Here is a 25833-nt window from a genome sequence, read left to right as displayed (position 1 = left end):
AATTTGGGTTTAGCTAATTTTAAACTCTTTCGCTATCATTTGTAGTTCATGCGCTAGTTCAGCCATTTTCTCACTCGCCATTGCCGCTTCAGTAGCACTTTGAGACGACGCATCTGATGACTCTGATATCCCAGTAATATTTTGATTGATATCCTCACAAACGGTTGACTGCTCTTCTACTGCAACAGCAACTTGGTTATTCATATCATTAATATCACTGATCATGGATAAAATACCATCTAGTTGTTGGCGTGTTTGCCCTGATAACTCAACGGTGCGATGTGCTTCATCACTGCTGGTAGACATACTACTTACGGCGGTATTTGTTCCTGCTTGTAGTGCTTCAATCATTGTTTGAATTTCGTTGGTTGATTCTTGCGTACGTTGGGCTAAATTTCGAACTTCATCAGCAACGACTGAGAAGCCCCTGCCTTGTTCACCCGCTCGCGCGGCTTCAATTGCGGCATTTAACGCTAGTAAGTTTGTTTGTTCAGAAATATTTCTAATAACCTCAACAACAGCGCCAATATCATGGCTGCTTTGTTCCAGTTTATTGATATCTTTCATGGCATTTTCAATTGTTTCTGCCAAACGGTTTATAGCACCTACCGTTGAATCAATAACTGTAAGGCCTGTCTCTGCAGCTTTTTTAGCTTCATTTGCAGAACTTGCTGAATTCGTTGATAGCTTAACAACCTCTTGGATGCTGTAAGCCATTTCATTAATTGCGGTTGCAATTTGTGACGTTCGCTCTCGTTGTTCATTAACGACATTGTTGGTATTTTGCGCAATTTGACTCGAAGTAATTGCCGCTTCGCTGATTGAGTCTCCATTAGTAACGATGCGTGAAATAACACTTTTCAAACTATTAGACATATAAATGATAGATTTAAATATACCTGTCGCATCTTCTTGGTGTTCGAATTTTTCTGTTAAGTCACCTTTAGCAATTCTCTCTGTAACAGCTGCTATTTCCTTAGGCTCTCCACCAATAGGTCTGCGGATCATTTTAGGTAATGTGACCGCGAATAATAAGCCTAAAAATAGCGCGGATATCGATACTATCTTAACGATATAAATCATCATTTCACTGTTCTTTTGTACCTTCGGGCCAAGTTCATCTTGCTCATTTTTAACTGATAACTTCACGCTTTCTAAATTATCAGCGATACTAGGGCCAATCTTATTTAGTTTGTTATTAATAATATCGTTACGCGTGATAATTGTTTGCTCTATATTTTTTAAGGCATTTAAATACTTTGCTAAATTTGTTTTTACATTCTCCAGACTTGAATCTGTATTAAGTGTTCCTTTAAGCAATTTATCTATGTAAGAACTTGTTTTAGCAAGCTCTTGCTCAGCCCGTTCGATATCAGAGTGTTTGTTTGAAACCAAAAATTTAGTTACATATAACCGACCAAGTAAAAGTGATTCTTGTACTTGTGAGAGCAAATGAGCATCTTCGTAGTCAGTATTCTTACTAACTTGATTAAATAAAGCTGAGATGCTGATGCGCATCGCCTTCCCTGCGGGATCTAAATCTTCAAACACGATCTTATTTCTATCTTTAATTAACTGAACTACTTTTAAAAAATTTGATTTATAATCTTGAGTAAATTGCGATGATTCCTCTATCAACTTTAAACGAGTTGGATCATTCGAAGCGGTTTTTATTTCTCTCAAAAACTGCTCAACTAGCTCTAATCGGCGTGTATATTCTTTAAGGGTTTCAGGGTCACCTTCTTTAATGTACTTTAAAACATTCAAACGTGTATAAAGTAGATTAGCTTGTAAACGCCCTGCTAAATTTGTTTCTATAGCAAGTTGTCTATAGTCAACAAACCCTTGCTGACTCGTTGTAAAACCATAAAGGCTAAACCCAGCAACCACAGCTAAAAGTATAAGTAAAAAAGAGAACGAACCACGCAACTGAGAGGCTAATCTCATATTTTTTATATAAACAATCATAAAGGCCTAACGATTAAATAATACAGATATTTAAACTTTAGGCGTATTTTTGAAAAATGCCAATAGGAATTTTCCTATAGTGCATTACTAAAACTAAATATAACAATAAGTTATGATTTCAATCAAAAATAAATAGTATTAACTGCTGTCTGAAACTTAAATGTACTACTTTGCAAACTCATATTTGCAAACTCATATTTGCAAACTCATATTTGCAAACTCATATTTGCAAACTCATATTTGCAAACTCATAAAGGCTATAAATTATTTACGTAATCAATATAACCTTGAGTTAACTTTAACTATTTTTTCGAGGCACAAATTCCAACACAGTGGCATTAATACAATACCTATCTTCTCCTTTTGGCCCTTCACCAGGAAATAAATGCCCAAGATGTATGCCTGTTGACTTCGAACGTATCTCAATACGCTGCATACCATAACTGTTATCTTCGTGCATTGTCACACTCTCACCTACCGGATTAGTAAATGATAGCCACCCTGTGCCTGAAGTAAATCGATCATGTGTATCAAATAAAGGCGCTCCGCTTAGCTTATCAACAAACTGACCATCGGGTGTGTTTTTAAATATATCGTATTGTTTGCAAAATGGGCTGTCGGTACGAGCACTAAAGGCAACACGATATGCTTCACTATCGCCTAGTTTAAACGCACCTAATGCTTTATAAAACTCCTCTTTAGTGACATACCCTTGGCGAGCGTACACTTCTTTTCCATTTTCGAGAAACAAAATGGTCGGTGTAGCCCATGTCGCTGACTTTATAGTAAGTCCAGAAAGTTGATCGGCTTTTCTAAACGTTAAAGCAATTGTTCCTTGATAATCATTTAACACGTCTTTTTTCAGTTTTTCACAGTATGGGCAATAGCTGCGCGAATCAATAATAACTATCTGTTTTCCTTTTAATAAAGTCGAATTGTCAATATTTTCATCGGCCGTTTTGTCAAACACAACGCCTGTTGAATGATCTGGGCAATAGCCATTTGGGTTTTTTGCCAAGTAATTTTGATGATATTCTTCTGCTGGAAAGAATTCTGTTAATGGTTTGACTATCGTTTTTATAACCCCAAAACCTGCATTTGTTAACTTGGCTTGGTATTTCGTCTTTAAGGCATTTGCAACAGTTACTTGTTGCTCTGTTGTGGTTAATACAATTGAACGATACTGCGTACCAACATCATTACCTTGACGGTTTTTTTGTGTTGGATCGTGGCTTTCAAAATAGTTTTTAAGGAGTGTATTTACACTTATAATATTGCTGTTATAAGTTACTTGTACCACTTCCGCATAATTATGTTCATCAAGTCGACGTGAATGTGCTGTGATATTACGATACGTCGCTTTAAAGCCTTTACCATCTGCGTAACCGGATTCAGCATCGATCACGCCTGGTAATGCTTCATACCGTTTTTCCGCTCCCCAGAAACATCCAGATCCTAGTACGATTTTTTCTAAATGCATAGTTGCTTGTACATCACTCGATTTTATTTGTTCAAGAGAAAGCCCGTAACTCGCAGCACTGAATAAAAGCCCGAATGTTGCTAGTCTAAGTAAACTTTTTGGTTCCAACATATTTTACCTTTTAGTGTATTACTCCACAGTCATAAAGTGAGACCTTGACGTGAACTAATTTATTTCATCTATTTAAATAGTTTTATCGCTGTTTATTGCATATCCACCGTATCCGACTTAACCTATGAACCTAAATAAGGTAAAAAGAGCTTTTATTTTATTTGAGTTTAAACATGAAAAAAATCCTTAAAGCTTCGGCATTAACAATCGCCCTTTCCCTTTCTACGCAATCATATGCAGCTGAGTTTAATTTTTCTTCAAAAATAGATAATACAGCCCAAACTTTAGTGCTTTTTTACAGTGAAGATGGCAAAAACACACTGTTTAATTCAACAAATAAACAATTTAATAACCAATTGCAACGCGCTGTCGAAAGTGAAAGCTTTACAGGTAAATACGCCAGTGTTATTGAACTACTCGCCCCTTTTAATAGTGATTTTAAACGCGTACTAATCGTTGGTACTGGCGAGCAAGAAAAGCTCGATAAAGCACTTATCGCTAAATTAGGTGGCAACATCCACGCGCGTCTAATCGCGAACAAAACAACGACGGCCTCTATCGCTTTTGATAGTGTTAAAGGAGCTGTTAATAATAGCGAGCTGGCTGCTAACTTTGCCCATGGTGCTAACTTACGTGATCACCGGTTTGAAAAATACAAGCAAAAACCAAGCACAAATACAGTTAGCTATACAATTGATGTTGCAAGTACTAAACAAACGCGCAAGCAATATACAGTGCTAGAAAGCATTCAGGCGGGTGTTTTTCTCGCGCGCGATTTAACATCTGAAGTTGCCACAGAGATGACCCCTGTTGATTTTGCCAATGCCGCAAAGGAACTTGAATCATTAGGTGTCGAAATTACAATTTTAGAACCTAAGCAATTGAAAGAGCTAGGCATGGGTGCCTTAGAAGCCGTTGGCCGTGGTAGCCAACAAGGCGCACGCTTAGTTGTTGCGCATTATAAAGGTTCAAATGACACTCCTATTGCTTTGGTCGGTAAAGGGATCACCTTTGACTCTGGCGGCTATAGCATTAAAACAGGTGCGTCTATTGCGCGTATGAAATCGGATATGGCTGGTGCAGCAGCCGTTTTAGGCACTGTTAAAGCAATGGCTTTGGCAAAAGCGGATAAAAATGTGGTTGCTGTTATGGGTATGGCTGCGAATATGGTGTCGCAATTTGCAGTCGCTCCTGGTGACGTCGTCAGAACTGCTGAAGGCTTAAGTGTAGAAATAGTGAATACCGATGCCGAAGGCCGTTTAGTTCTAAGTGATGCAATGTGGTATGCACGCGAACACTTCAAGCCAGAAATCATGATTGATGTTGCAACATTAACGGGTTCTAAAATTAGAGCCGTGGGTAATGATTACGCCGCAGTATTTTCTGATGATGATACTTTAGTGTCACAACTTACCTTTGCTGGTAAAAACGTAAACGAAAACCTATGGCGCTTACCGCTGGGCTATAAGGATACTCTAAGTTCTGATATTGCCGACCTTAAAAATATTGGATCAAGTGGTCCAGGCGCGACAACTGCAGCAAGCTTTTTACAGCACTTTGCAGATGACACTCGTTGGGTTCATATAGATATTGCCGGAAATGCTTTAGCTACAAAAGGTAAAGATGAAATATCGCCAGGCGGTACTGGCTTTGGCGTGCGTTTATTATCTGAATGGTTGCTCAATAACTAAACAGCTATCCATTTAAACTGCGCCAGTTTTTTTTGGCGTAGTTTAAATTTAATGCATTTGTAATGCCGACTCGTAATTATACACTTAACAGGTACTTAAAAAGGAGTATGCTAATCGTATTGTTATAAACATTTACCTTCGAGTGTGCTAGCTTGCTGGTATGATCTACTAATAAAAATAATTAATGATGGACAAAAAAGACCAACCAACCATCCATATTCTAAGCAACTCAAGCGTACTTTTTGACGCCACTACCCTACTTGGCGATAAACTGGCCATTCAAAAACGTATCTGGGCCTTAGCATCACAGTGCAAAAAAACCTATCAATGCATTGATATTGTCCCGGCAATGAACTCTTTAACTCTTTATTTTTCAAATGAAACTAAATTCATTGATTTAAAAGAGCAATTATTAAATAGCTGGAAAACACTCCAACCGGAGGACTTTAAAGGACGCCATCACAAACTAATAACGCGTTATGGCGGTGAAAACGGACCTGATATTGAACACGTAGCGCGTTTTCATAATATGCACATTGAAGATGTTATCGCACGCCACTCTAGCGTGCACTATCAGGTTTTATTTCTTGGCTTTCAGCCCGGTTTTACTTACCTACATGGCTTAGATACGCAATTACATACACCTCGACGAAGTGAGCCAAGAACCCATGTTCCAAAAGGTTCGGTTGCAATTGGTGCCGATCAAACGGGTGTTTATCCAGCTGACTCCCCTGGTGGCTGGCATATTATTGGTCATACTGATTTTACTTTGTTTGATTCAAACCAAAGCGTGCCCAGCATTATCAACCCAGGCGATACCATTGAGTTTATTGCGAAGGACATTGCATCATGATCACAGTAAACAAACCGGGTATGCAAATGACGATTCAAGATTTAGGCCGTAATGGGTATCGTCATATTGGCGTTGCTCGTTCAGGTGCTTTAGATCCCTATGCCATGATCATCGCAAACCGACTACTTAACAACCCCGATAATACACCTGTCATTGAGATTACTCTTGGACTTGCGCAACTAACGTTTACAACCGATTGCGTAGTCGCATTAACGGGCGCTGATATGAAAGCCACATTGGCCAATTCTCCATTGGCACCTGGGTGGACATACCAAATAAAAGCGGGCCAAAAATTATGCTTTGCCACATCTCGAAGTGGTTTTAGAGCCTATTTAGCTGTTAAGGGCGGTATAGTGTGCAGTCCTACAATGGGGTCATGCGCGACAGATGTAGCAGCACAGTTTGGTGGATTAACCGGTCGCGCCTTACAAGCTGGAGATCACATCCCTATAACCCCTTATAATGGTATTTGGTCACAAAGAGGGGCAATTTCACCAGCGGCAAGACAACATATTAGAGTTCATTCAAGTCCACATAAACACTTACTAACTGAACAATCTTTAACAGCATTTTGCCAAACAACATGGCATATAAGCCCTAATAGTAACCGAATGGGTTTACGTTTAACAAATCAAGCTTGTGATTTAACACACATTCGTTCGCTCCCTTCTTTAGCTGTGGGCCCTGGCAGTATTCAACTTCCGCCCAGTGGTGAGCCAATAGTACTTTTAAATGATGCGCAAACAACGGGAGGATACCCATTGTTGGGTACTGTTATTAGTGCTGATTTACATCAGTTTGCTCAGTTAAAACCCGGTGATACAGTAAAATTTAGTTATGTAGATTTAGCCGTCGCAGCACAAGCTCAGTCAAAATTAAATGCCCATCTGCAACAATTAAAACTTGCGCTAAACACATTAAAAATAAAGAGGTAGGAATTATAGTATGTTTGAACTTAATTTTTGGCCACTCATTGGTATACCAGTTGTTGTGCTAGGTTTTGCATTGCGCTTTAACCCCTTAATGGTCGTAACGATCGCTGGTATTGCAACAGGCTGGGCGGTTAATTTAGATATCATCACTTTGTTGCAAACTTTTGGTGAGAAATTTATGAACTCGCGTCAGCTTGCTAGTTTCATTTTAATCTTACCCGTCATTGCTTTACTTGAACGTTATGGCCTACAGCAACATGCTAAAAATTGGATAGCAAAAATAAAAAGCGCCACTAGCGCACGCATATTAGCCTTATACTTCATTGTTCGTGAGTGCTCTGCTGCTCTTGGTTTATTAAGCCTTGGCGGTCAAGCACAAACTGTTCGTCCATTATTGGCTCCAATGGCATTAGGGGCTGCGACGAATAAATATGGTGAATTACCAAAACCAATTAAGGACATGATCAGTGCGCATGCTGCGGCTGTTGATAATATTGCAATGTTCTTTGGTGAAGATATTTTTATTGCTTTCGGCGCAGTACTTTTAATGGATGCTTTTTTAAAAGAAAATGGGATCGCAGGTATCGAACCATTGCACATCGGTTTATGGGCAATCCCTACGGCTATTGCTGCACTGATTATTCACCTATTTAGATTATCTCGCCTAGAAGCAAAAATTGCCTTAGCCGTTGCCGCACACAAACAGCAGGAAGCAATATGAGTAAAGTATCAACAACGGATATAAGCAGCTCAAGCACTGCGATAATTACCATAGAAAACATTTATTTATTGATTGGTATCATTGTAATGTTCTTAGTCGTACGCACGTTACAAGATAAAAACCACCCGAAAAGACTCACTACAGCACTATTTTGGTTTTTATTCGGAAGTAGTTTTTTATTTGGTGATTTGTCTATTGCCATATTAGGTGGAGCCACTACTTATTTATTAGTTGGGGTGAGCGTAATATTAATTGCTCTTCTGGCAGGGTTTAATCTTGTTAGTATGGGCAGTTATAAACCTCTAACAGAGCGACAACAAACTGAGTCTGCCTCACGTCTTGGCAATAAGTTATTTATTCCTGCATTAATGATCCCCGTAATCACTGTATTACTTACAGTATCATTTGATGGGGTCGCTATAGGTGATTATTACTTACTAGACCAACGCCATCTAACGCTAGCGTCTTTGACAGCAGCCTGTATTTTTGCACTTTTAATTGGCTGGAAAATTACAGGAGGTAACCCTGTTGAAGCGATCACTGAGTCTCGCCGACTGGTTGATTCAATTGGTTGGGCTGCTATTTTACCGCAAATGTTGGCCATGCTTGGCGGCGTATTTATTGTGGCGCAAACAGGCGATTCTATCAAAGAATTAGTCACTTTGTTTATTGCACCCGAAAATCGTTTTATGTTGGTGGTTTTGTATTGTGTTGGCATGGCATTATTTACCATGATAATGGGCAATGCATTTGCCGCATTTCCGGTGATGACCGCAGGTATTGCAATGCCATTTCTAATTGAAGGTCACGGCGCTAACCCTGCACCATTAGTAGCAATTGGTATGTACAGTGGTTACTGCGGAACGTTAATGACGCCCATGGCAGCAAACTTTAATATTATCCCTGCTGCATTGCTCGACTTAAAAGACAAATACCATGTTATAAAGGTGCAAATACCCACTGCACTGACCTTGTTAACTGTTAATATTATTTTAATGTATATGGTGATTTTTAATGACTAAACTAACATCGAGTATGCCGTGTGTGATTATCACCGGCTTTGAACCATTTGGTGGCGAATCAATTAATCCCTCGTGGCAAGCTGTAAATAAACTAGGCGATGACTTAATTGCTAAGCATCGAGTGATTGCTTTAGAGCTACCGTGTGAATTTGACCGCTCATTAGATGTGCTTTACAAAGCGATAGAACAGCATCACCCCGTATTAGTGTTATGTGTTGGTCAAGCAGGTGGGCGCAGTGAAATAAGCATAGAGCGTATTGCCATTAATATTGATGATGCCCGCATTGCAGATAACGCCAACACTCAGCCTATTGATAAACCAGTGATTGAAGATGCTCCAGCGGCTTATTTTACAAACCTCCCCATTAAACGCATGCTCGTCGACTTACAAAAAAGCCATATCCCGGCTGCTATCTCTAATTCTGCAGGGACGTATGTCTGTAATCATGTTATGTATGGCTTATTACACTATATTGCAGAGTATGAACCGCAGCTCAAAGGCGGCTTTATTCATATACCGTATTTACCAAGCCAAGCGGTGCACCACCACGGTGCACCAAGTATGAGTGAAGATACCGTCATCAATGCTCTAAAAGTACTGATTACGGCAGCGTTGAGTACAAAAAAAGACGTTAAGGTGGCCGCAGGCACTACACACTGATCATTGTGGTGCACTGCAGTTCATTGTGGTGCATAAATTATTCTTTAAATATTGTAAAAGCTATGTGACTTAGTTAATTGTTTCTGTTAAAACAAAGGTTAGCGTTTAGGAAAATGTACCTAGGCTACATACATGATAGGAATGAGGAGTTACTATGTGTTCAATTTTTGGTGTATTAGACATAAAGTCTGATGCCACACAATTGCGTAGTCAAGCAATTGAAATGTCAAAATTACTGCGTCATCGCGGCCCTGATTGGTCAGGTGTCTATTCATCTGACAAAGCGATTTTAGTCCACGAGCGTTTAGCTATCGTAGGTGTATCTAGTGGAGCGCAGCCACTATATAACCCAGAGAAAACCCATATTCTTGCAGTGAACGGTGAAATTTATAATCATAAAGAACTCGCTGCTCAACTTGAAACTGACTTTACGTTTCAAACACAATCAGATTGCGAGGTTATTCTTGCGCTATACAAACAAAAAGGCCCCGACTTTTTAGATGATTTAAACGGAATTTTTGCTTTTTGTTTATACGATGAAGAGCAAGACGCTTATTTAATTGGCCGTGATCACATTGGTATTATCCCGCTTTATACCGGCCATGATGAACATGGTAATTTTTATGTTGCCTCAGAACTCAAAGCACTATCACCTATTTGTAAACACATAGAAGAATTCCCTCCAGGGCATTTTTTATGGAGTAAAGATGGCGTGCTCACAGCTTATTACCAACGTGATTGGGAAACATTCGACGCAGTTAAAAATAATAGCGCAAAAGCAGAAGACGTAAAGGATGCGCTTGAAGCAGCCGTTAAGCGTCAATTAATGTGCGATGTACCATACGGTGTTTTACTCTCAGGTGGATTAGACTCATCGGTGATCTCAGCCATAACTCAGCGATTTGCCGCAAAACGCATAGAAGACAACGACGAAAGTGATGCATGGTGGCCAAAATTACATTCATTCTCTGTTGGTCTTGAAGGATCACCAGATTTAGCGGCTGCACAAAAAGTAGCTGATATGATTGGCACAGTGCATCACCCTATTCACTTTACAATTCAAGAAGGGATAGATGCATTAAAAGAGGTTATTTACCATATTGAAACCTACGACGTAACAACTATACGCGCTTCGACGCCTATGTATTTAATGGCACGTCAAATAAAAGCAATGGGTATTAAAATGGTACTTTCAGGTGAAGGGGCCGATGAACTATTTGGTGGTTATTTATACTTCCATAAAGCACCTAATGCGCAAGAATTTCATGAAGAGCTAAATCGTAAAGTATCTAAACTGCATATGTTTGATTGCCTACGTGCTAATAAATCAATGGCAGCTTGGGGCGTAGAAGCGCGCGTGCCATTTCTTGATAAAGAATTTGTTGATGTAGCCATGCGAATAAACCCAGAAGCCAAAATGTGTGGCAATGGCAAAATCGAAAAACATATTTTACGTGAAGGTTTTGAAGGTTATTTACCTGACGAAGTACTATGGCGTCAAAAGGAACAATTCTCTGACGGTGTAGGCTATAACTGGATTGATACCTTAAAAGAGTTTGTTGCTGAGCAAGTGAGCGATCAAGACTTAGCGAATGCTAAGTTTAAATATCCAATAAATACCCCTGATTCTAAAGAAGCCTATTTTTACCGGACTATCTTTGAATCACATTTTCCGGGAGACGCAGCCGCTAAGTGTGTGCCTCATGGTAAATCAGTGGCCTGCTCTACGCCTGAAGCGCTAGCATGGGATGCTTCATTTCAAAATAATGCAGATCCATCAGGACGAGCTGCGGGTATACATAACGACGCCTACACGCAAAAAAGCTAGGTATATACCCAAATCACCTCAAGATGTGAGGTGATTTGAGTATATTGTTTCCGACTTAATTTAAGTTGAACTCTGGTAATGTCCCCACTTTCCATAGTTCAACTTAACTAAAACAATAACTTTTTATGCGATAGAAGCAACGCACAACAAACGTGTTTTTTCACCCGCACTAAATGAAACATCATCACCTACTTCTTTATTCAATAGGGCTTTACCAAGCGGCGATAATGGTGTGAGAACATAAACAGAAATGCTTTTAATCGTCACTTTTAAGCCACCTGAATAAGGCCCGATAAAATACCAATTAAGTACATCATCTTCATCACTTAAGCATACTAAAGACCCTATTGTCACCTTCGTCGATGAGGGTTCTTTAAAGGCTTTTTCGAATGCTTTAATACTCATATGGCATTCATTCACACGCTGCGCTTGCCCTTGCGCTAAATACGCTGCTTCAAGCCCTAGCGTATCATATTTGTTTTCTGCAACATTTTCTTCGTGAGTGGCAGTATCGTGAGCCGTTTTAGCCGCGGCTTGTGCTGTGGTTAATTGCGCTTCAAGAGCAAAACGTAGGTGTTCTATAACATGGGCTTTATTCATAGTCTGTGTTCATACGTGCTATAAAAATCAATAATATCTCTATTTTAACGTGCTTTGAGTGCGTTGTAACTGAATTGACAAAAATGACTGATACCTTACCTAGTTGAATCGAAATAGCACTGTTAGTGATATTCGTAGATTAAGTAAATTATTGGTTGATATCTTTTAGGTGTATTTATTACATGATTTAAGTAACCAAAATCAATATGATACTAAACGAAAGAGGCTTAAGCAGATAAAATAATTAAGCACTGCACACAGTGCTTAATAAAATAGTTAATTGGCTATCCAAGGAGTGACTCTAACAAGCGTTGCGGTGATATTAAACGCTGTTTTATCGCCTTCCCACTCGTCAGAGATAGCGACATGGCAAACCACACCTTCACATGTAAAGGCAGGATCAGCAACTACGATAGGTTCTGCAAACGTCAACACAACACCTTTTTGTTCCGGTAATAAAAAGCTCATTAATTTACTAATGAAAAAACCTGACAAGTTAGATAGTAATTCATCAAACTCTTGATCAAGTTGATAAAGATGCTTTTTATTTAAATAGCTTGCGTTAAATTCACGCGCTTCTATTTGTAATTTTAATTGGCAATCATGATTGTCATTTTGTGGTTCAATGACAACGACCGCTTTATCAGAATCTAGTTGTTTATCAAACGGTAATAGCATTTGAGCTTGATCGGTGTAGTTTAACGGGAACTCCTGTCGCTCAGTAATAATACGCCCAGTTTTAATTAAACAGGCATCATTTGTTGCAATGTCTGTGATATAGAAATTAACTTGCGCAAACTGAAAGTCCCCTTTGTTTACCACTTTTAAACGGTCATAAAAGCCATCATAAGAAACAACAAACTCTTTGGCGTGAATACTAAAAGTACCTAACAGCATGAATGTAATAATAATATAACGGGGAAGGCTGAACATTAACTTATTCATCAAAATACGCTCGGTTTTGGTTTATCATTTGGTTTAATTCCTCAATGTATGCTTCTCTTCGTTCTGAATACGATATTAAACCATAGGTTAACTTTGTTGCAGATACAGGTTTTTGTTGGCGACGTAAATCAGCACGAATCGAGCGTAATTCTTTATATGCTCCATGCGTGTTAATATTTTTAAAATATGAGTTTACCGCTGCACGAACTGATTTAAATGCTGCAACTTCATGTTTTGCTTCGGCATTACGTCTATTTGGTACCATGCCACAGCCTTTACTGTAACACCACTGGCCAAAAAAATTCAATCCAATACGGGCAAATCGTGATGTTCCCCACGCAGATTCGTTGGCTGCCTGCATTAGTGCCAATTCTTTTGGAATAATATCAACACGGCGTAAGGCTTGATTTAAAGACAAACTATTAATCGTGTCAGGCAATTTATAGCTATTTAAAATTGCTTTTACTTGCTTGGTTTGTTTCTCATTAAGGGGCTCATCGTATTGCAACATCATTAACGCAATTTCTAATGTTGCGCGTTGCTGGCGAATTTTTTTATTTTCAGCCTCAATATGTGGGCGAATAAAGTCGAAAAAAGCATGCTTTTTTTCTTTCACATCAGTGAAGCTGTCAAACTTAGGTAATTTTACCGAATGCAATGGCTTTTCTATTTTCTTAACGACAGGTTTTTTTTCTGCTGTCGTTTGTGGTTCGCTTAGCGAAGTTGGACGTTGTATAAATGGGTAACTTAATGCCCAGATAAAAAAGAGGCTCATTAGAAAACGAAAAACGTATTTAAGCATGTATCATCTCAAAAAAACTAGCAGTTATGCATGGTAAATACACATGCACTCGACAAATCATTATACCTAAGCATCTAAATAAAGGCGAATTAACACAATTGTTATAATTCAAAAATTTCAGCTACAATTCGCTCATCAAACGTGTAAGTTATTATTAGGTATTGAATTCATGAATTTAGACTGGCAAAAGCGTATTATTGATCAGCAAAAAAATCGACCAAATGATAACCGCTCGCCTTGGCAAGTTGATCGCTCTCGTATTATCCATGCAGCTGCATTTAGGCGCTTACAAGCTAAAACGCAAATAATGGGGATTGGCTTAAACGATTTTTATCGTACCCGCCTTACACATTCTTTGGAGGTTGCGCAAATAGGCAGCGGTTTGCTGCGTCATTTAAAAAATCAACATACAGATTTTCATCATTTCCCCACAACCAGTTTACTAGAGACCCTTTGCTTAGCACATGATATTGGTCACCCCCCCTTTGGCCATGGTGGTGAAATAGCGCTTAATTATATGATGCGTGATCACGGGGGCTTTGAAGGCAATGCACAAACGTTGCGTATAGTTGCTAAGTTAGAGCCATACAGTAATGGCCACGGTATGAACTTGACTCGCCGCACTTTACTCGGGTTCATCAAGTACCCAGCACTCATTGATGATTTATGGCATACAATCCCTTCGCACTCCACTAGTCAGCGATTTATTAAGGCCGATGATTGGCGCCCTGCTAAAGGCTTATACAGCGACGATAAAGAAATTCTACATTGGATAAAAGCCCCGCTATCAGTTCATGACCAAACGCTTTTAGCTAGCCACAAAAAAGTTGATAACTATCGTTCTAAAACTAATTATAAATCCCTTGATGCAGCGATTATGGAACTTGCAGATGATATTGCCTACGCAGTACACGACTTAGAAGATGCGATCGCAACACACACTCTGACTTTAACCGATTGGCAAAATTACGCCGTTCCTGCACTAACAGCCATTGACTCACCTTGGTTAAAAAGCAATTTAGCTTCGATAACTCAGCGCCTGTTTTCACCGTTTGATTATGAGCGTAAAGATGCCATAGGCGAACTGGTTAATACGTTTATTATTCATGCCCATTTAACAGAGCAAAACAGTGTGTTTGAATGCCCAATTTTACAAGTTGGTGTAGAGTTACCAGATCAATATGCTGGTGCACTTCAGGTACTAAAGCAATTTGTGTTTAATCATCTAATTCGAGAGCCACATATGCAACAGATTGAATTTAAAGGCCAAAACTTACTAATTGAGCTATTCAATGCCTTTGCAAGTGATCCTTTACGGTTATTGCCGATAACTACACAGCATATTTACTTACAAGCAAGTAAACAAAATCAAGGCATGCGAGTTATTTGTGATTACTTGTCAGGCATGAGTGATGAGTATGCGTATAAAACATACGAGCGACTTTTCTCACCAATTTAAGTTTTTAAATAAAAAAAGCCACTTACGACAAGTGGCTTTTATATTTATTTTATAGCGATTAAAGTGATTTAATGCCCATATTATAAAGGGTAAAACCATAGATATCTGCGTATTGATCAATGATTTTACTCGTTGGCGTGCCCGCACCATGACCTGCATTCGTTTCAATGCGGATAAAGTATGGATTTGCACCTGCACCTTTTGCTTGTAATTCTGCCGCAAATTTGTATGAATGCGCAGGAACAACACGATCATCATGATCGCCTGTGGTGATCATCGTTGCTGGGTATTTTACACCCGCTTTAACATTATGAACTGGCGAATAACCATGAAGGTAGTCGAACATTTCTTTACTTTGCTCACTTGTACCGTAGTCGTAAGCCCAACCAGCACCTGCAGTAAATGTATGGTAACGTAACATATCAAGCACGCCTACCGCCGGTAACGCAACTTTAAATAATTCAGGGCGCTGAGTCATAACAGCACCGACTAACAAGCCACCGTTTGAGCCACCACGAACAGCTAAATAGTCACTTGATGTGTATTTTTTCTCGTTAAGGTATTCAGCTGCAGCAATGAAGTCATCAAACACATTTTGCTTTTTCAGTTGCGTACCAGCGTCATGCCACTGCTTACCATATTCACCACCGCCACGGATATTTGCAACGGCGTAAACACCACCTTGCTCAAGCCATGCGGCTACAGTAGAACTAAAGCTTGGTGTTAAGCTTGCGTTAAAGCCACCATACCCGTACAAAATTGTTGGGTTAGTACCATCAAGTTTTACATCTTTTTTGTACGATATAATCATCGGTACTTTCGTGCCATCTTTTGATGTATAAAAAACTTGCTCTGACGTGTATTGCGCAGAGTCAAATTTTGCACCCGATTTACGATATACGTCAGATTGTCCTGTATTTACGTCAAACGAATAGGTATTTCCTGGTGTCGTATAATTTGCAAAAGAATAATATAAGGTACTGCTCTCTTTTTTACCACCAAAGCCACGTGCTGTACCAACACCCGGTAGGCTAATTTCACGTACCAACTTACCTGCTTTATCAAATTGTTTAACTTTTGAAATTGCATCTACCATGTATTTTGCAAAGAAAAAATCGCCGCCTTTTGACATACTTAAAACGTTGTCAGTTTCAGGGATAAGATCTTGCCAGTTTTCAGGTGTTGGGTTTGCAGCATCAACAGTAACTACTTTTTTGTTTGGCGCATTAAGATTAGTCACCAAATATAGTTTGCTACCGTCATTATCAAACACGTATGTATCTGAATCAGTGTGCCCTAATATCGTTACGAGTTTACTGTCAGGTTTTGTTAAATCTTTAATAAACAGTTTATTACCAGATGTTGATACACTGGCTGATATCACTAAATATTTATTATCACGTGTTACTGATGCGCCAATGTAACGGTGTTTCTCGTTATCTGTACCACCAAAAATAAGTTCGTCTGCTGTTTGCGCAGTACCTAACTTATGATAGTAAACTTTATGTTGATCAGTCTTTGCTGATAACTCACTACCTTTTGGTTTATCGTAGCTTGAGTAATAGAAACCATCGTTACCAACCCACGAAATACCGCTAAATTTAACATCGATTAACGCGCTTTCAATTTGTTCTTTTGTTTGGGTATTAATAATAATAACTTTGCGCCAATCACTGCCACCTTCCGAGATCTGATAAGCCGCTAATGAACCATCTTCAGAAAAAGTTAAGCCAGACATTGAAGTCGTACCATCTTCACTGAATTTATTCGGGTCTAAAAATACCTCAGCATCACTTTCACCTTTACTGCGATAAAGGACATATTGATTTTGTAAGCCATCATTTTTATAAAAATACGTGTAATCGCCTTCGATAAAAGGGGCAGTCACTTTTTCATAATTCATTAATTTTTCAAGGCTGGCTTTTAATTTGTCGCGGTATGGAATATTTTCAAGATACGAAAAAGTAAGGTTATTTTGTGTTTTAACCCAATCAGCCGTGTCACTGCTCATATCATCTTCTAACCAGCGGTAAGGGTCAGCCACTTTTTGATCAAAATAAACATCAACTACCTCACCCTTTTTCGTCTCAGGGTAAGTAACACTTTGTGCCTTTTGATCTTTGACCTGCGTATTTGTTGTCGCAGAACTTGATGTGTTGTCAGAACAACCACTGAGCGCAACAAGCACGGCGCAAGCTAAAACTTTTTTTAACATCGTATTATTTCTTATAGGACAATTTATTAGATCGAGTAACATATTGCCTTAGTGCCTCCTTGTCTAGCGTAATGCGACTAATAAAAGGCTAGACTGTAAATGTATGTAAACCTATAACGGACATTTAGATGAACTTGTTTGCACTTTTAGTGCCATTGCGTCAACAATAAACACTTCACTTGATGCTGGTATAAATATAATGAAAAAGCAAACCACAGAGCAAGGCACAATCCAATTTACTAACTTTAAAGACTTTTATCCCTATTATCTGCAAGAGCACACTAATACAACAAATAGACGTTTTCATTTTATTGGCAGTTGTTTAGTTGTCATAGCTATTTGCTACGCTTTGCTCACACTAAACCTCAAAGTATTTTGGTTATTACCCATTATTGGCTATGGTTTTGCTTGGGTTGGGCACTTTTTCTTTGAAAAAAACCGCCCCGCTACCTTTAAACATCCTCTCTATAGTCTGCTTGGTGATTGGGTGATGTTTAAAGATATACTAACAGGTAAAATTAAGTGGTAAATAAGACTTTAAATCCCCCTGTTTTTGTCCCTTTTCAATGATATAGTGAAGGTCATTTTTACTATTTAAGATATTAAAATGTATCGATTATTTGAGCGGATGACTAAGCCGTTCCCTGAAAATAAACCAACGCAGCCGCCCTCAACCTTATTTGCCTTTTGCCGTCATTATACAAAAGGTATGGAACTGTCGCTCGTTTTCATGTCACTTAGTGCTGCACTGCTCGCTATTTTAGAAGTATCGCTGTTCAGTTATATGGGGCAATTAGTTGATTGGCTAAGTATTCACACACCCGAAACATTATTTGTTGAGCAAAAGTCTGAACTTATTAAAATGGCTGTGGTGCTATTAATTATTTTACCACTGGTGGTCTTTTTTCATTCAGCAATATTACACCAAGCTCTATTGGGTAATTACCCAATGTCAATCAGGTGGTTAGCTCATCGTTATTTACTACGTCAAAGTGTCAGTTTCTATCAAAATGAGTTTTCAGGAAGAATTGCAACCAAAGTAATGCAAACCTCTCTTGCTGTGCGCGAAACGGTGATGAAGTTACTTGATGTACTGATGTATATTGTGGTGTATTTTAGCGCTATGGTATTTTTAGTTGCCGCGGCAGATTGGAGGCTGATGATCCCATTGCTGGTATGGCTTACATTTTATACCCTAATACAGCTTTATTTTGTGCCAAAACTCAAAAAAATAGCCAGCTCGCAAGCCGATGCCCGCTCAGAAATGACAGGTCGTATTGTCGACAGTTACACCAATATTTCTACCATTAAGCTTTTCTCTTACACACAACGTGAAGAACAATACGCCAAAGACAGCATGGATGTTTTTTTACAGCCAGTTTATAAACAAATGCGTTTGGTCACGAGCTTAAATTTTGCGATTCAATCCCTTAACTACCTTTTAGTGTTCAGCGTCGCTGCATTATCTTTGTATTTATGGTCGTTAAGTGCCATTAGTGCCGGTGCTATTGCGATAGCGGTAAGTTTATCACTGCGATTAAATGGTATGGCCCAATGGATAATGTGGGAGATTAGTGGTTTGTTTGAAAACATAGGCACTGTTGCTGATGGCATGAAAACACTTTCAAACCCTATTGACGTTGACGATGCCCCAGATGCTCATACTCTTAATGTGAGTGATTGTGTTATAAATTTTGAAAACGTGCATTTTAATTACGGTAAAGCTGCCAATGAAACAAATAGAGGCCCTGTGATCAATGGTCTCGATTTAAATATCAAAGCAGGCGAAAAAATAGGCTTAGTTGGTCGTTCCGGTGCGGGCAAATCAACCTTGGTTAATTTACTGTTGCGTTTTTACGATGTTGACAGTGGAGCTATTAAAATTGATGACCAAGATATTTCAAAGGTCAGCCAAGAAAGCTTACGCAAACACATTGCAATGGTCACTCAGGACACGTCATTACTACACCGCTCTGTTAAAGAAAATATCTTATATGGTCGCCCTGATGCGAGTGACCAAGAGATGTTAAACGCTGCAAAGCAGGCTAAAGCCCTCGAATTTATAGATGACCTTGAAGATAGCCAAGGTAACAAAGGTTTTGCAGCACAAGTGGGTGAGCGCGGTGTTAAACTCTCGGGCGGGCAACGCCAACGTATTGCGATCGCACGCGTACTCCTAAAAAATGCACCTATCCTTATTTTAGATGAAGCTACAAGCGCACTTGATTCTGAAGTTGAAGCTGCAATTCAAGCAAGCCTTGATGATTTAATGACAGGTAAAACAGTAATTGCAATTGCACACCGTCTTTCAACGATCGCTCAAATGGACAGACTCATTGTACTTGATGAAGGCGGTATTGTTGAGCAAGGTAGTCATGATGAATTACTCGTTCAAAATGGGATTTATGCTGCGTTATGGGCACATCAAACGGGTGGATTTATTGGGGTTGAATAGAGTACTATACCCAAGCCACCTCAAGATGCGAGTTTCAGTTGGAGTTAAAAGCGATTTAGGCAAGGCATTGATTGCAAATAATAGTGGTTCTATTGTTTAAATCAATAACGCAGTATAAATCGCTTTTAAACCAACCCTCTGGGCGTTTCACAGGCGCTTACTCTCTACGTTGTTACTTCTTAAAAGGGACGACCATTATTGCAAAGTAACGCCTTGATATTAAGCGCCTGTGGAACGCTGAATTCTGCATCTTGAGGTGGCTTGGGTATAAAATGTCCGAATGATAAAAAAGAGCCTTAGTGGCTCTTTTTATCATTATTAATAAGTGGTTAGATTATTTACCGCGTTGCGCATCTTTTTGTGCTTTTTTAGCATCTTTGCGTTTTTGTAAAACCGCTTGCGCTTCATTACCTATATGACCTTCACCACGAGCTTGTGCTAGCTCAATTTGCTTTTGGCGCTCTGCGAATCGTTCTCTTTGTTCATCTGTAACGTTGTCAATACAGTGATGACACGATACACCTTCCATATACTCTGATTTTAGTTTTTCAGCCTCTGTGATTGGCATACGACAAGCATGGCATTGATCATACGAGCCTTTTTGTAAGTCGTGATCCACCGCAACGCGGTTATCAAAGACAAAACATTCACCTTCCCACATTGTTTCTTCTTTTGGCACTTCTTCTAAGTATTTTAAAATGCCGCCTTCGAGATGATATACATCTTCAAAGCCTTGCTCTTTCATATAAGCCGTTGATTTTTCACAGCGAATACCACCCGTACAAAACATCGCTACTTTTTTATGTTTTGTAGGGTCTAAGTTTTCCTTTGCCCACTGCGGGAACTCGCGAAATGTTTTAGTATTTGGATCAACGGCATTTTGGAAAGTACCGATTTCAATTTCATAGTCATTTCGGGTATCAACTAGAATAACCTCAGGATCTGAAATCAACGCATTCCAATCTTGTGGCTTGACGTAACTGCCAACAACTTTGAGCGGATCAACACCTTCAACACCCATAGTCACGATTTCTTTTTTAAGCTTTACTTTCGTACGATAAAATGGGCATTCATCATCAAACGACTCTTTACTCACAATGTTATCGAGGTTTGGTTGAGTATCAAGCCACGATAGTAAATTATCGATACCTTCGCGCTTAGCTGATACTGTGCCATTAATCCCTTCAGCAGCAATTAATAAAGTACCGCGTACTTCATTGGCTTCCATTACATCTAAAAGTGGTTGACGAAGTGCTTCAAATTCAGGGAGTGCAACAAATTTATACAGCGCGCATACAACAAAGTGCTCACTGGTGACATTATCTTTATGTACTGCAGTCATGGGTATTCCTATTTTGCTTTAGCCGTTATTGGCGGTAACCGAATCGTAAATCCGGCGCATTGGGGCGCATATTTTACGCATTTTACGGTTAAATGCAAAAAAAGCAGTGATAAACAGGTTTTTACTGTCGGCCAAGCACTCTACTACGCTATAATAGCGACATTATTGTTGGCTTATACCCAATTAATTGCTCATTTGGAGAAATACACTTTGCACTTTACTGATCTTGGGATTGATACTCGCCTTGAAACACAATTAGCTCATCAAGGGATCACCCAGCCTACAGATATTCAAGCCCATGCAGTGCCAACAGCACTTGCAGGTCATGACATTTTCGCTCAGTCTAAAACTGGGTCAGGCAAAACCTTGGCTTTTTTACTCCCAGCAGTTCAACGAGTCATGAAGCAAAAAGCGCTCAGTAAACGCGATCCTCGAGTACTTATCGTCGCGCCTACTCGCGAACTTGCTACACAAGTATTTACTCAGCTTCGACTTTTAATTGCGGGTACTAATATTAAAGCGGTAAAAATACTAGGCGGTGAGAATTTTAATGATCAAATTAAAGCTCTTCGTAATGATCCACAATTCGTTATTGCAACACCTGGACGTTTAGCTGATCACATAACAAAACGCTCATTACAATTAAGTGGCCTTGAATTACTTATTTTTGATGAAGCAGACCGAATTTTAGATTTAGGTTTCACCGAACAGCTAAAAATGATCAATGAACAAGCGGATCATCGCCTGCGTCAAACCTTATTGTTTTCTGCAACACTTGATCATGCCCAAGTTGATGCGCTATCACGTAATTTATTAAAAAAGCCAAAACAAATTACGCTCAGTGCCGCTAACGAACAACATTCAGACATTAAGCAAAGTTTATTTTTAGCTGATCACCTTGATCACAAAGAAGCATTGCTTGAGCACTTTTTAAAGCAAGATGATGTGGGCCAATGTATTATATTTACAGCAACCCGTGCAGATACAAGCCGTTTAAGTGATGCGCTCAACGCTAAAGGGTTTAAAGCACAAGCCTTAGCAGGTGACCTTGCACAAAATAAACGTCTTGAAATTATGGACAGCTTTAGTCGTGAAAACTTTAAGATTTTGATTACAACAGATGTCGCATCCCGCGGCCTTGATTTACTCAGTGTCACACACGTAATTAATTTTGATTTACCTAAACACGCTGAAGAGTATGTTCATCGTATAGGCAGGACAGGTCGTGCAGGTTTTAAAGGCACTGCAATTTCACTCGTTGGACCTAAAGATTGGTTAAGCTACAAAGCAATTAAAGCTTTTTTAAATGATGAACTTGAGTTTCATACCATCGAAGGGCTTAAAGGTAAATTTAAAGGTCTCCGCGAACCAAAACCTGATGCTATTTGGGCTAAAGAGCAAGATAAAGCAAAACCAAAAGCAAAGGTAATGACCAAGCGTAAGTCTAAGCCTAAAAAGCCACAAGCACCGATTAAAGCCCCCCTTAATATTGATGGCGATGCCCCAATGCGCCGTCGTAAAAAGCCAGAACAGGAATAATTATGAGTTACCTCGGAACCACCCAAACACTATTCGTTAATGAAGTAAGTAACGAAGGCGCGTACCTTGATGGTCATGACCTAGGCGAGGTTTTCTTACCAAGTAATGAAATCAAATATGAATTAGAAGCTGGCGATAGTATCAGCGTATTCATTTTCTTAGATAATGCTAACTTAGCAACAGCAACAACTAAAAAGCCATTAGCACAAGTGGGTGAGTTCGCCCTGCTTCGCGTAAAAGAAATGAACAGCATTGGTGCTTTTTTAGATTGGGGTCTTGAGAAGGATGTACTTGCACCATTTAACGAACAAAAACCTAGAATGCAAGAAGGCTATTCTTATTTAGTTCGTTTGTACTTAGATAATGCAAGTGGCCGTATTTGTGCTTCAAATAACTTTAATCGCTTCATAAATAAAACTGAACCAGAATATACACCACTGCAAGAAGTACAATTGATTGTCGCCGGTAAAACGGATATTGGCTATAAAGTGTTAATTGAAGAAGCACATTACGGCGTAATTTTTTACAACATGGTGTTTAAAAACATGTTTGTTGGCCAGCGCTTAACTGGTTTTATTCAAAAAGTACGTGAAGACGGAAAAATTGACGTCATTCTTGAAAAACCAGGAATGGGAAAGGTAAGTGACCTTGGTGAAAAAATAATGGATAAATTAAAAGCCGAGGGCGGTGTCATTGCACTTGGCGATAAATCAGATCCAGAAGTAATCAAAAAAGTTTTTTCAACCAGCAAAGCTAATTATAAAAAAGCGATTGGTGGTTTATTTAAGCAAGGTTTAATTGATATAGAAGCAAAAGCAATTCGCTTAAAAGCTTAAATAACAAAAACTAACCCACTAAATTTTTATAGGGCAAGGTACACTGTTTGTAATCTTGCCCATATTCATCTAAATCTTCTTTATTTTCAATATTAAATGGCGCTAAACGTAAAACTTTCACCTCACATTTATCCTTAGCAAGATCATGAGCTGAAATACATTCTGAAACATCACTTTTCATTTGGGTTAATCTTTCTTCATTCTTCTCGCATACATGATGGATATATTTAACAAGCGTTAGCTTAAAGTCAACGAGATTGACAGGATAAATATTGAATGCATCGCTCACATTTGATGAATCATCAAATGAATTAGCAGAAACCCCATATTTATTAACCGAAAAATAGATAACAAACAACAAAATAGAAGTAATAATATATTTCATAAAAAGCCCATACAACAAACTAATATAGGCTAATATAACAGATCAGTTATAAATTGTAATTAAAAATTGATACTAAAGTATAGGTAAACGTTAATTTTAAGAAATCGAATTATTAACATTTATCAAAACAGAAACAGGATCATCTGCTTGTGTTATAGGACGACCGATAACTAGATAGTCACTACCATCGTCAATAGCTTGTTTTGGTGTCATTATCCGCTTCTGATCACCTGCTGCGCTGCCTTCTGGGCGAATACCAGGTGTAACAAGTTTAAAGTCACTTCCTAATATTGATTTTAGTTGTTTGGCTTCTTGTGCTGAGCACACAACGCCATCTAACCCCGACTCTTTAGCCAGTTTTGCTAAATAAACTACCTGTTCAGCAGGTGTTTTATCAATACCGAGTCTTTTTAATTCGGCACTATCCATACTTGTTAATACTGTAACTGCAATTAATAATGGCGCTTCATCACCAAATTGTTCAAGTGCTTGCTTCGCTTTAGTCATCATTTCAACACCGCCACTGGCATGAACATTAACCATCCAAACACCCATTTTTGCAGCCGCCGTTACCGCTTTTGCAACCGTATTAGGAATATCATGAAACTTCAAATCTAGAAATACATCAAAACCTAAATCAATGAGTTCTTTAACAAAAGCAGGCCCAAAGTAAGTAAACATTTCTTTGCCAACCTTTAAGCGGCAAGTATCTGGTGATAATTGTTTAACGAAATTTAAAGCTGTTTGTTGATCATCATAATCGAGGGCGATAAGAACTTTTTTTGAATGTTCGAGAGACATAACTTTCCTAAAACTAATTGTAGAAGTAAGTGAATATTTTATAGAAAACTAAAAACCGTCTAAACCACGGCTTGGTACAATGGTTTCCCAATGTTTACACGATGGACAAACCCAATAAATTGTATGGCTGGTGAAACCACAGTGTTGACATTGAAAATCTGGTTTTGTGGCAATATAAGAGGTGACTAACTTATCGATTTGATCAAGCACATCTTTAATATCTGTATTTTGTTTAGCAAGAAGCTGTAATAAAAAACTAAAACCGCGAATTGTAGGTTGACGCTTTAAGCTATCAGTTAAAAATTTAATTGCTTGATCTGTGTGCCCTTGCTCAAGTAATGCTTGGCAATGTTTTATTTTTATCAACACCCCGCCCTTATCAAGCAATTGTAAAAGTAACGCATGAAATTGCTCAGTCAACTTTAATTGATTATAGCTGTGAGCAAGATCATCAATAAATAAAGGAGCAAAAAAAGTAAAAGTACATATCAGCTCACGCCAATAATAAATCGCTTTTACATAATCCTCTTTTGCATAAGCAGACTTACCTAATTCATACAAAGGGCGAATTGCTTTATGATTTAGACTAATAGCTTTGCGCATAACTTGTGGGTCGTTATCTATTAACGCAGCCTCACAATAAAAATTGGCTATGGCTTTAAAATGCTGTGGCTTTGAAAATAAGTCGCTGTGAGCCTCGAACATATTAATACCTTTTTCCCATTCACGTGTTTGTGAATATAAATTAAGTATCGGTTCTAATGCATCACTGTGGTTTGCTTTTATCAACCACACTAAATGCTCTTCGGCGCCATCAAGCAAACCCGCCATAATATAATCTTCGGCAAGTTCAAGTCGGCTACTGGCAGCTTGTTGTTCATTAAGGCTTGGGTGTTTAAGCAGTAGTTCGTGAATTTTTATCGCGCGGTCTAGCTCGCCTCGACGGCGAAACATAGTCGCAAGTGTAGAATAATGTTCAACAGAGTCAGCTGATACTTCAAGCAAATTAATTAAATGCTCAAGACCTTGATCTTCTTCTCTGTCGAGTAAAAACTTTAAGCCTTTACTGTATTCAGACGTGATCTGACGATTTAGCTGATGAGCTTGGTTTTTAGCACTGTTCTTACCCATTATCCAGCCATAACCAGCCGCAACAGGCAAAAGTAAAAACAAAAGCTCAATCATAA

The 25833-nt window shown here is 38.8% G+C and carries 22 protein-coding genes; 12 read left to right on the top strand and 10 right to left on the bottom strand.

Features of this window, described 5'->3' with window-relative positions:
• Nucleotides 1-9 precede the first annotated feature (9 nt).
• Nucleotides 10-1947, bottom strand: coding sequence for a methyl-accepting chemotaxis protein (locus HH219_RS00950; protein WP_169326364.1), 1938 nt, complete (start codon nt 1945-1947; stop codon nt 10-12).
• A 319-nt stretch (nt 1948-2266) separates the two neighbouring features.
• Nucleotides 2267-3556 carry a peptide-methionine (S)-S-oxide reductase MsrA gene (gene msrA / locus HH219_RS00945; protein WP_249118421.1) on the bottom strand — a complete coding sequence of 430 codons (1290 nt, stop codon included), beginning with the start codon at nt 3554-3556 and terminating at the stop codon, nt 2267-2269.
• A 176-nt stretch (nt 3557-3732) separates the two neighbouring features.
• Here msrA and HH219_RS00940 point away from each other — a divergent pair, with 176 nt between their 5' ends.
• The 7 genes from HH219_RS00940 to asnB all read left to right on the top strand — a co-directional run bounded on the left by HH219_RS00940 (nt 3733) and on the right by asnB (nt 11267).
• On the top strand, nt 3733-5250 hold the full coding sequence (locus HH219_RS00940) for a leucyl aminopeptidase (RefSeq protein WP_169326362.1): 1518 nt from the start codon (nt 3733-3735) through the stop codon (nt 5248-5250).
• 184 nt (nt 5251-5434) lie between these two features.
• Nucleotides 5435-6103 carry a 5-oxoprolinase subunit PxpB gene (gene pxpB / locus HH219_RS00935; protein WP_231658965.1) on the top strand — a complete coding sequence of 223 codons (669 nt, stop codon included), beginning with the start codon at nt 5435-5437 and terminating at the stop codon, nt 6101-6103.
• The gene (locus HH219_RS00930; protein WP_169326361.1) at nt 6100-7038 is read left to right on the top strand and encodes a biotin-dependent carboxyltransferase family protein; all 939 of its coding nucleotides are present in this window, start codon (nt 6100-6102) and stop codon (nt 7036-7038) included. Before pxpB ends, HH219_RS00930 begins: the two co-directional genes overlap by 4 nt.
• A gap of 10 nt (nt 7039-7048) precedes the next feature.
• Nucleotides 7049-7756 (top strand): DUF969 domain-containing protein, encoded by a 708-nt coding sequence (locus HH219_RS00925; RefSeq protein ID WP_054203644.1) that lies wholly within the window; start codon nt 7049-7051, stop codon nt 7754-7756.
• Entirely contained in the window at nt 7753-8778 is a 1026-nt protein-coding gene (locus HH219_RS00920; protein ID WP_054203643.1) for a DUF979 domain-containing protein, read from the top strand. Before HH219_RS00925 ends, HH219_RS00920 begins: the two co-directional genes overlap by 4 nt.
• A complete protein-coding gene (gene pcp / locus HH219_RS00915; RefSeq protein WP_082378995.1) occupies nt 8771-9439 on the top strand; it encodes a pyroglutamyl-peptidase I in 669 nt (222 codons plus the stop codon). Before HH219_RS00920 ends, pcp begins: the two co-directional genes overlap by 8 nt.
• A 154-nt stretch (nt 9440-9593) precedes the next feature.
• Entirely contained in the window at nt 9594-11267 is a 1674-nt protein-coding gene (asnB, locus tag HH219_RS00910) for an asparagine synthase B (protein ID WP_169326360.1), read from the top strand.
• 123 nt (nt 11268-11390) lie between these two features.
• Here asnB and HH219_RS00905 read toward each other — a convergent pair whose 3' ends face one another.
• From HH219_RS00905 to HH219_RS00895, 3 genes are all read right to left on the bottom strand, one after another.
• Nucleotides 11391-11867 (bottom strand): GreA/GreB family elongation factor, encoded by a 477-nt coding sequence (locus tag HH219_RS00905; RefSeq protein ID WP_169326359.1) that lies wholly within the window; start codon nt 11865-11867, stop codon nt 11391-11393.
• A 276-nt stretch (nt 11868-12143) separates the two neighbouring features.
• Nucleotides 12144-12764 carry a DUF2987 domain-containing protein gene (locus HH219_RS00900; RefSeq protein ID WP_231658966.1) on the bottom strand — a complete coding sequence of 207 codons (621 nt, stop codon included), beginning with the start codon at nt 12762-12764 and terminating at the stop codon, nt 12144-12146.
• A gap of 40 nt (nt 12765-12804) precedes the next feature.
• The gene (locus HH219_RS00895) at nt 12805-13614 is read right to left on the bottom strand and encodes a glucosaminidase domain-containing protein (RefSeq protein ID WP_054203639.1); all 810 of its coding nucleotides are present in this window, start codon (nt 13612-13614) and stop codon (nt 12805-12807) included.
• Nucleotides 13615-13783: 169 nt separating this feature from the next.
• Between HH219_RS00895 and HH219_RS00890 the strand changes: the two genes are divergently transcribed.
• Nucleotides 13784-15073, top strand: coding sequence for an anti-phage deoxyguanosine triphosphatase (locus HH219_RS00890; RefSeq protein WP_169326358.1), 1290 nt, complete (start codon nt 13784-13786; stop codon nt 15071-15073).
• A gap of 58 nt (nt 15074-15131) precedes the next feature.
• Here the strand turns inward: HH219_RS00890 and HH219_RS00885 are convergent, their stop codons facing one another.
• Nucleotides 15132-17288, bottom strand: a complete 2157-nt coding sequence (locus HH219_RS00885; RefSeq protein ID WP_054203637.1) for a prolyl oligopeptidase family serine peptidase — start codon at nt 17286-17288, stop codon at nt 15132-15134.
• Between the two features lie 199 nt (nt 17289-17487).
• On the opposite strand from HH219_RS00885, the gene HH219_RS00880 reads away from it, so the two are divergent.
• Both HH219_RS00880 and HH219_RS00875 read left to right on the top strand, forming a co-directional pair.
• Entirely contained in the window at nt 17488-17817 is a 330-nt protein-coding gene (locus HH219_RS00880) for a DUF962 domain-containing protein (protein ID WP_169326357.1), read from the top strand.
• 78 nt (nt 17818-17895) lie between these two features.
• Nucleotides 17896-19743 (top strand): ABC transporter ATP-binding protein, encoded by a 1848-nt coding sequence (locus tag HH219_RS00875; protein WP_169326356.1) that lies wholly within the window; start codon nt 17896-17898, stop codon nt 19741-19743.
• 334 nt (nt 19744-20077) lie between these two features.
• Here the strand turns inward: HH219_RS00875 and HH219_RS00870 are convergent, their stop codons facing one another.
• Nucleotides 20078-21085: a rhodanese-related sulfurtransferase gene (locus tag HH219_RS00870; RefSeq protein WP_054203634.1), complete on the bottom strand. Its 1008-nt coding sequence runs from the start codon at nt 21083-21085 to the stop codon at nt 20078-20080.
• 210 nt (nt 21086-21295) lie between these two features.
• Between HH219_RS00870 and HH219_RS00865 the strand changes: the two genes are divergently transcribed.
• A complete protein-coding gene (locus HH219_RS00865; RefSeq protein WP_054203684.1) occupies nt 21296-22624 on the top strand; it encodes a DEAD/DEAH box helicase in 1329 nt (442 codons plus the stop codon).
• Nucleotides 22625-22626: 2 nt separating this feature from the next.
• Nucleotides 22627-23460 carry a S1-like domain-containing RNA-binding protein gene (locus tag HH219_RS00860; RefSeq protein ID WP_169326355.1) on the top strand — a complete coding sequence of 278 codons (834 nt, stop codon included), beginning with the start codon at nt 22627-22629 and terminating at the stop codon, nt 23458-23460.
• 10 nt (nt 23461-23470) lie between these two features.
• On the opposite strand, the gene HH219_RS00855 is transcribed toward HH219_RS00860, so the two are convergent.
• The 3 genes from HH219_RS00855 to lapB all read right to left on the bottom strand — a co-directional run bounded on the left by HH219_RS00855 (nt 23471) and on the right by lapB (nt 25831).
• The gene (locus HH219_RS00855) at nt 23471-23845 is read right to left on the bottom strand and encodes a hypothetical protein (protein WP_054203632.1); all 375 of its coding nucleotides are present in this window, start codon (nt 23843-23845) and stop codon (nt 23471-23473) included.
• A gap of 96 nt (nt 23846-23941) precedes the next feature.
• The gene (gene pyrF, locus HH219_RS00850) at nt 23942-24646 is read right to left on the bottom strand and encodes an orotidine-5'-phosphate decarboxylase (protein ID WP_054203631.1); all 705 of its coding nucleotides are present in this window, start codon (nt 24644-24646) and stop codon (nt 23942-23944) included.
• Between the two features lie 48 nt (nt 24647-24694).
• Complete coding sequence (lapB, locus tag HH219_RS00845; protein ID WP_054203630.1) at nt 24695-25831, bottom strand: lipopolysaccharide assembly protein LapB; 1137 nt, start codon at nt 25829-25831, stop codon at nt 24695-24697.
• Nucleotides 25832-25833 lie beyond the last annotated feature (2 nt).

Source organism: Pseudoalteromonas sp. NEC-BIFX-2020_015 (assembly GCF_012952265.1).
Lineage (GTDB): Bacteria > Pseudomonadota > Gammaproteobacteria > Enterobacterales > Alteromonadaceae > Pseudoalteromonas > Pseudoalteromonas neustonica.
Note: the sequence above shows the minus strand (reverse complement) of the source record. Positions and strands in the feature narration are given on the sequence as shown.